Annotated in this window: 7 protein-coding genes; 5 read left to right on the top strand and 2 right to left on the bottom strand. The window is 70.9% G+C overall.

Going from position 1 to position 6236, the window contains the following annotated elements; translation table 11 throughout:
* Positions 1-106 precede the first annotated feature (106 nt).
* On the bottom strand, positions 107-754 hold the full coding sequence (locus AB0B40_RS14805; protein WP_362264040.1) for a MerR family transcriptional regulator: 648 nt from the start codon (positions 752-754) through the stop codon (positions 107-109).
* Positions 755-859: 105 nt separating this feature from the next.
* On the opposite strand from AB0B40_RS14805, the gene AB0B40_RS14800 reads away from it, so the two are divergent.
* Complete coding sequence (locus tag AB0B40_RS14800; RefSeq protein ID WP_362264039.1) at positions 860-1345, top strand: DUF4188 domain-containing protein; 486 nt, start codon at positions 860-862, stop codon at positions 1343-1345.
* Positions 1346-1971: 626 nt separating this feature from the next.
* Here AB0B40_RS14800 and ndgR read toward each other — a convergent pair.
* Positions 1972-2688: an IclR family transcriptional regulator NdgR gene (gene ndgR, locus AB0B40_RS14795; protein ID WP_009320373.1), complete on the bottom strand. Its 717-nt coding sequence runs from the start codon at positions 2686-2688 to the stop codon at positions 1972-1974.
* 208 nt (positions 2689-2896) lie between these two features.
* Between ndgR and leuC the strand changes: the two genes are divergently transcribed.
* From leuC to AB0B40_RS14775, 4 genes are all read left to right on the top strand, one after another.
* Entirely contained in the window at positions 2897-4321 is a 1425-nt protein-coding gene (leuC, locus tag AB0B40_RS14790; protein ID WP_345051012.1) for a 3-isopropylmalate dehydratase large subunit, read from the top strand.
* Positions 4322-4326: 5 nt separating this feature from the next.
* A complete protein-coding gene (leuD, locus tag AB0B40_RS14785) occupies positions 4327-4920 on the top strand; it encodes a 3-isopropylmalate dehydratase small subunit (RefSeq protein WP_345051014.1) in 594 nt (197 codons plus the stop codon).
* A gap of 275 nt (positions 4921-5195) precedes the next feature.
* Positions 5196-5426 carry a hypothetical protein gene (locus AB0B40_RS14780; RefSeq protein ID WP_362264038.1) on the top strand — a complete coding sequence of 77 codons (231 nt, stop codon included), beginning with the start codon at positions 5196-5198 and terminating at the stop codon, positions 5424-5426.
* A gap of 136 nt (positions 5427-5562) precedes the next feature.
* Positions 5563-6222, top strand: coding sequence for an HU family DNA-binding protein (locus tag AB0B40_RS14775; protein ID WP_345051019.1), 660 nt, complete (start codon positions 5563-5565; stop codon positions 6220-6222).
* Positions 6223-6236 lie beyond the last annotated feature (14 nt).

The following is a 6236-nucleotide window of genomic DNA, read 5'->3' as shown; positions in this document are numbered from 1 at the left end:
CCTAGCACGCCGCCCTCTCAAGGCGGTAGCGCCGGTTCGAATCCGGTCGGGGGTACGTACAGGAAGGCCCTCCACTTCGGTGGGGGGCCTTCCTCGTGTCCGGGGATCAGTCCGCCTCGAAGCGCCGGTGTGACTCCCGGGCCTGAGCCAGCCGGCGCAGGCCCATGAGGACCGGTTCGTACAGGACGGTCAGCGCCACGGCCACCTCCACCTGCTCATCCGGCGCATAGCGTTCCACCAGGTCCAGATCGTCGACGGCGATCCGCTCCATGGCCCGGGCGTACGGCTCCAAGTCCGCAGCGGAACAGGGGTATCCGAGCCGGGTCAGCGTGGTGATCGCGGTCACCAGCATCTGGTACGGGGGCGAGTCCGGGGCGTCCGGGGGTTCGCCGCCATGGCTCCAGCCCACGCGTTCGAGCAGCTCGTCGGCGGTGCGCCGGGCGGACGCGGTGGCCGGGTCGGTGTCGTCGGGCGCGGGACCGTGCGGCAGCGCCCACACCGCCGTGCCCAGCTGCCGGTTGCGGCTGAGTCCCTCCTCGTGCAGAGCGGCGAGCACCTCCCGGGCCGAGTTCACGGGGAGCCGGCCCACCTGGATGAGCGCCCGGACCAGCCGCAGCCGGCGCAGGTGCTCCTCGTCGTACTCGGCCAGGGTTGCCGTGATCCGCCGCCCCGGCTGCAGCAGCCCTTCGCGCAGGTAGTACTTGATCGTCGCCATGGAAACCCCGCTGCGAGCGCTCAGCTCCGCAAGTCGCATGCCGTGCCGTGTCCCTTCCCTCTTGCGCTCCCGGTAGGGGAGTGCCACTATCCAAGCATGGATAGCGACACTATCCGCCAAGGGTCGAGAGGGCTGGGGGAGCTCATGGGAGACACGCTGAACGAGGGGCGCACGACCGCCGCGCGCGAGGACGGCGTCGTCGTCTTCCTCATCGGTATGCGCGTCAACAGCTTCGCCGCGGTGCGCAGTTGGTGGCCGGTCGCGAAGGCGATGGGGCCGATGCTCGCGGAACTCCGCCGGGACCGGGACAGCGGACTGCTCGGCTTCAAGGCGCTGCGGGGCGGGCTGCGCGAGGCCTACATCGTGCAGTACTGGGAGTCGCGGGAGAAGCTTCTCGCCTACGCCTCGGCGCCGGACCGGCACCACCGCCCCGCCTGGGCGGCCTTCAACCGGCGCCTGCGGGAGGGGAGGGGCAAGGTGGGCTTCTGGCACGAGACGTACATCGTCCCGGCGGGGGCCCACGAGTCCGTGTACATGAACATGCCCGCCTACGGGCTGGGGGCCGCCACCGGGGTCCTCCCCGTCGGCCGCCGGGGCGAGCGGGCGGCCGACCGCTTGCGCGCCTCCTGACGGGCGGCGCCGACGCCGGCGATCCGGTCGCGGGAGTGCACGGTAGCCGGGCCCGCGACCGGCCGTGCACCGGCGCCGGGCCGGAGCTGAAGGCCGCCCACAGCTCCGGCGCGACGTCCGCCGGCGCCGGGTCGTCGGCCGGCCGGGTCCGCTGGGCTTCGGCGGTTCGCCGGTGTCCTCGACACCGGGTCCCCCTGGGCTCCGGCAGCTCGCCGGTGTCCTCGACCGGGTGTTTGCCGTGCCGGGGTGCCGTGCGCGGGTCCTGGTGCTGGGTTGTCGGCAGGCGGGGTCCGCGTGGGCTTCGGCGGTTCGCTGGCGTCCTCGACCGGGTGTTTGCCGTGCCGGGGTGCCGTGCGCGGGTCCTGGTGCCGGGTTGTCGGTCGGCGGGGTCCGCGTGGGCTTCGGCGGTGCGCCGGTGTCCTCGACCGGGTGTTTGCCGTGCCGGGGTGCCGTGCGCGGGTCCTGGTGCCGGGTTGTCGGTCGGCGGGGTCCCCCTGGGCTCCGGCAGCTCGCCGGTGTCCTCGACCGGGTGTTTGCCGTGCCGGGGTGCCTGCACGCGTCGGAAACGCACGGAGGGCCTGCCGCGGCGCTGGGGCAGGCCCTCTGGGTGTTCCGGGAGTCCGGGCTCAGCCCGAGCGGCGCAGGGCCTCGGAGAGGCGGGCCGCGGCGTCGATGACCGCCTGGGCGTGCATCCGGCCCGGGTGGCGCGTCAGGCGCTCGATGGGGCCGGAGACGGACACGGCGGCCACCACGCGGTTGGACGGGCCGCGCACGGGCGCCGAGACGGACGCGACGCCCGGTTCGCGTTCACCGATGGACTGGGCCCAGCCGCGCCGCCGTACGCCCGACAGGGCCGTCGCCGTGAAGCGGGCGCCCTGCAGGCCCCGGTGCAGGCGCTCCGGCTCCTCCCAGGCCATCAGGATCTGTGCCGAGGAGCCCGCCTTCATCGTGAGCGTGGAGCCGACGGGGACCGTGTCCCGCAGACCGGACAGACGCTCCGCCGCGGCCACGCAGATCCGCATGTCACCCTGGCGCCGGTAGAGCTGCGCGCTCTCGCCGGTGACATCACGTAGGTGGGTGAGCACCGGGCCCGCCGTCGCGAGCAGGCGGTCCTCGCCCGCCGCGGCCGCGAGCTCCGCGAGGCGCGGGCCGAGGATGAAGCGGCCCTGCATGTCGCGTGCCACCATGCGGTGGTGTTCCAAAGCCACGGCCAGGCGGTGGGCCGTGGGTCGTGCCAGTCCGGTGGCCCCGACCAGACCCGCGAGGGTGGCCGGACCGGACTCCAGAGCGCTCAGGACGAGGGCCGCCTTGTCCAGAACGCCGACGCCGCTACTGTTGTCCATGCAACGATACTCACGTCTCACTCTGTGAAACGCAAGTTCAATTTTCGGTGGAACGCGCCACCCTGGAACCACACAGCGGCCCGCAGACCAACGGGCCCGGCGGTGGACGCCCGGAATCACGACTTTCAGGGGCCCCCAAGAAGGGCAGCCACCGCCTCCCAAGATCTCTAGTTGGGTCGGCGGACGTTTGCCGGCCGGAGGGAAAGCGATGGGTAGGACACTCGCGGAGAAGGTCTGGGACGACCACGTCGTCCGGCGCGCCGAGGGCGAGCCCGACCTCCTCTACATCGATCTGCACCTGCTGCACGAGGTGACCAGCCCCCAGGCCTTCGACGGGCTCCGCAAGAGCGGCCGCGCGGTGCGCCGTCTCGACCTCACCATCGCGACCGAGGACCACAACACCCCGACCCTCGACATCGACAAGCCCATCGCCGACCCGGTCTCCCGCGCCCAGCTGGAGACCCTGCGCAAGAACTGCGCCGATTTCGGGGTGCGGCTGCACCCGCTGGGCGACGTCGAGCAGGGCGTCGTGCACGTCGTCGGCCCGCAGCTGGGCCTGACCCAGCCGGGCACCACCGTCGTCTGCGGTGACTCGCACACCTCCACGCACGGTGCCTTCGGTGCCCTGGCGTTCGGTATCGGCACCTCCCAGGTGGAGCACGTGCTGGCCACCCAGACGCTGCCGATGGCCCGTCCCAAGACCATGGCCATCACGGTCGAGGGCGAGCTGCCCGAGGGCGTCACCGCCAAGGACCTGATCCTGGCGATCATCGCCAGGATCGGTACGGGCGGCGGCCAGGGCTACGTCCTGGAGTACCGCGGCTCCGCCATCGAGAAGCTCTCGATGGAGGCCCGGATGACCATCTGCAACATGTCGATCGAGGCGGGCGCCCGCGCCGGCATGATCGCCCCCGACGAGACCACCTTCGACTACCTCAAGGGCCGCCCCCACGCCCCCGAGGGCGCCGACTGGGACGCCGCCGTCGAGTACTGGAAGACGCTGCGCACCGACGAGGACGCCGTCTTCGACGCCGAGGTCGTCATCGACGCCGCCGCACTGTCGCCGTTCGTCACCTGGGGGACCAACCCCGGGCAGGGCGCTCCGCTTTCGGCGTCCGTCCCCGACCCGGCTTCGTACGAAGACGCTTCGGAGCGGTTCGCCGCGGAAAAGGCCCTGGAGTACATGGGGTTGGAGGCCGGCCAGCCGCTGCGCTCCATCGAGGTGGACACCGTCTTCGTAGGCTCCTGCACCAACGGCCGCATCGAGGACCTGCGCGCCGCCGCGGACCTGCTGCGAGGCCGCAAAGTCGCCGACGGGGTACGGATGCTGGTCGTCCCGGGCTCCGCGCGCGTGGGTCTGCAGGCCGTCTCCGAGGGCCTGGACGTGGTCTTCAAGGAGGCCGGCGCCGAATGGCGGCACGCGGGCTGCTCGATGTGCCTCGGCATGAACCCCGACCAGCTGGCCCCGGGCGAGCGCTCCGCCTCGACGTCCAACCGCAACTTCGAGGGCCGGCAGGGCAAGGGCGGCCGTACCCACCTGGTGTCGCCGCAGGTCGCGGCGGCCACCGCCGTCCTCGGCCACCTGGCCTCCCCCGCCGACCTGACCGACGCCCCCGCGCCCGCTGGAGTCTGAGAATCATGGAAGCCTTCACCACCCACACCGGCCGGGCCGTCCCGCTGCGCCGCAGCAACGTCGACACCGACCAGATCATCCCCGCTCACTGGCTCAAGAAGGTCACCCGCGACGGCTTCGAGGACGGGCTGTTCGAGGCCTGGCGCAAGGACGACTCCTTCATCCTCAACCAGCCCGAGCGGCAGGGCGCGACCGTCCTGGTCGCCGGCCCCGACTTCGGCACCGGCTCCTCCCGCGAGCACGCCGTCTGGGCGCTGCAGAACTACGGCTTCAAGGCCGTGATCTCCGCCCGCTTCGCCGACATCTTCCGGGGCAACTCGCTGAAGAACGGCCTGCTCACGGTGGTCCTGGACCAGAAGATCGTGGACGCGCTGTGGGAGCTGACCGAGCAGGATCCCACTGCTGAGGTCACTGTGGACCTCGAGGCGCGTGAGGTGCGTGCCGAGGGCATCACCGCCTCCTTCGAGCTGGACGAGAACTCCCGCTGGCGGCTGCTGAACGGCCTGGACGACATCTCCATCACGCTCCGGAACGAGCCCGACATCGCCGCCTACGAGGGCAAGCGGCCCGCCTACAAACCGCGGACGCTCCAGCTCTGACCCGGACACCGGCCCGGCCCCCGAAGCGGGTCGGGTTTCGGCCACCTCCCACCCCCTCTGTACCCCCGGTCGCCACGATTGGGGGTACAGCCATGTCTGCACCCGAACGGACCTGCGGTGCTGCGGGGAACCGCTCAACTGCCCATGTTACGAAGCATGTTGTTCGGGTAAGTGAGTGCTGTGTTCGCGGTCTCCGCAAGTGCCTGGAAGGCCATTTGAGGCGGTAGTTGCCCCCTGCGCAGGCGACAACTCGCCCCAGATGGCACAATCTGTGCATGGAACACGACGGCCAACTCCAGCTCTATGCGGCGGTCGCGAACCAGCTCAAGGAAGCGCACGCAAAAGTGCGCGCACTGCAAGTCCCGGAGGGCGTACGGATGGCGCTGACCCGGAAGCTGCTGGTCATTACGGCCGCGGCCAAGCACGATCTGGCCGCTGCGGCAAGGCGGCTCGAGCGGTTCAACGCGGACCTCGACGAGGGTCGGATCCCCGACGAGGACCACTGAACAGCCCGAGACCACCGAGTCCGTTGCGGCACAAGGGTGATAAGCCCGTTTCGTGTTTGATTTGCGGTATATATCTGCCTAACGTGCGAAAAAGCTTGAACACTTTCGTTCTGGCGAGGTCTCCGAAGGGGAAGACGTGAACAAGGCGCAGCTCGTAGAAGCGATTGCCGACAGGGTGGGCGGCCGCCAGCAGGCCGCCGAGGCTGTCGATCATGTCCTGGACGCCATCGTCCGCGCGGTCGTCGCGGGCGAGCGGGTCTCGGTCACCGGCTTCGGGTCCTTCGAGAAGGTGGACCGCCCCGCCCGCTACGCCCGCAATCCCCAGACGGGCGAGCGGGTTCGGGTCAAGAAGACCTCCGTGCCGCGCTTCCGTGCCGGTCAGGGCTTCAAGGACCTGGTGAGCGGCTCGAAGAAGCTGCCGCGCGGCGGGGAGGTCTCGGTCAAGAAGGCGCCCAAGGGCAGCCTGACCGGTGGCGCCGCGGCGACGGTCAAGAAGGCCGCCGCGAAGAAGACCACCAAGGCCGCCGCGAAGAAGACCACGGCCAAGAAGGCGACGCCGGCGAAGAAGACGACGACCGCCGCCGCCGCGAAGAAGACCACGGCCAAGAAGGCGACGCCGGCGAAGAAGACCACGGCCACCGCCAAGACCACCGCGGCGAAGAAGACCACCGCCAAGAAGGCGACGGCCAAGAAGGCCCCGGCGAAGAAGGTCACCGCCAAGAAGGCTCCGGCCAAGAAGTCGACGGCCCGCAAGACCACCGCCAAGAAGACCACCGCCCGCAAGGCGACGTCGTAAGGCCGCCGGAGCCG

The sequence above is a fragment of the Streptomyces sp. NPDC042638 genome (assembly GCF_040647235.1).
Taxonomy (GTDB): domain Bacteria; phylum Actinomycetota; class Actinomycetes; order Streptomycetales; family Streptomycetaceae; genus Streptomyces; species Streptomyces rameus.
The sequence above is the reverse complement of the archived record's forward strand: the minus strand, read 5'-3'. Positions and strand labels throughout refer to the sequence as shown.

Coding starts and splice junctions, on each gene's coding strand:
- AB0B40_RS14805 (WP_362264040.1), bottom strand. CDS start 754: ATGCGACTTGCGGAGCTGAGCGCTCGCAGCGGGGTTTCCATGGCGACG.
- AB0B40_RS14800 (WP_362264039.1), top strand. CDS start 860: ATGGGAGACACGCTGAACGAGGGGCGCACGACCGCCGCGCGCGAGGAC.
- ndgR (WP_009320373.1), bottom strand. CDS start 2,688: ATGGACAACAGTAGCGGCGTCGGCGTTCTGGACAAGGCGGCCCTCGTC.
- leuC (WP_345051012.1), top strand. CDS start 2,897: ATGGGTAGGACACTCGCGGAGAAGGTCTGGGACGACCACGTCGTCCGG.
- leuD (WP_345051014.1), top strand. CDS start 4,327: ATGGAAGCCTTCACCACCCACACCGGCCGGGCCGTCCCGCTGCGCCGC.
- AB0B40_RS14780 (WP_362264038.1), top strand. CDS start 5,196: ATGGAACACGACGGCCAACTCCAGCTCTATGCGGCGGTCGCGAACCAG.